Source organism: Deltaproteobacteria bacterium (assembly GCA_011773515.1).
Lineage (GTDB): Bacteria > Desulfobacterota > Deferrimicrobia > J040 > J040 > WVXK01.
Genome location: WVXK01000088.1, coordinates 1 through 546, shown reverse-complemented (window position 1 = coordinate 546; position 546 = coordinate 1). Strand labels below are relative to the sequence as shown.

Below are 546 nucleotides of genomic sequence, written 5' to 3'. Positions count from 1 at the left end.
CCTTCACGCAAGTGCCGTTAAGCCATTCTATCGGCATTTGTTCCTGATTATACCACCGAACCGGCCCTGCGTGTCCTCCATAACCAAGGACCGGCGGCTCCCTGGTGCCGGAGATCCCCGGATTAAAAAAAAAAGGCCCTTGCGGGCCTCTTAAATTGCCTGGCGTCCCCAGGGGGATTTGAACCCCCGCCGCCGCCGTGAAAGGGCGGTGTCCTTGGCCAGACTAGACGATGGGGACGGTGATATGGTGAGCCCAGCAGGAGTCGAACCTGCGGCCCCCGGATTAAAAGTCCGGTGCTCTGCCGTCTGAGCTATGGGCTCCTCTTTAGCAGATCTAAAATTTTATTAAAGCACATTTCTCCGTGTCAACCAAATTAAAGGGCTAATCCATAAAATAATGGTAATGCGGAATGCGGAATGCGGAGTGCGGAATGAAAACCCAACGCGAAACCAGAAACGGAATGGTAGTGCAGAGTGAAGAGTGCAGAGTGCAGAATAAAACCAGTTTCCGGTTTACGGTTTCCGGTTGAACGAGAAACGAGAAAC

At 52.6% G+C, this 546-nt stretch carries 2 tRNA genes; both read right to left on the bottom strand.

The window, feature by feature from the left end:
• Positions 1-160 precede the first annotated feature (160 nt).
• Positions 161-238: transfer RNA gene (locus tag GTN70_09485), tRNA-Glu, on the bottom strand.
• A 7-nt stretch (positions 239-245) separates the two neighbouring features.
• Positions 246-321, bottom strand: a tRNA-Lys gene (locus tag GTN70_09480).
• Between the last annotated feature and the right edge of the window lie 225 nt (positions 322-546).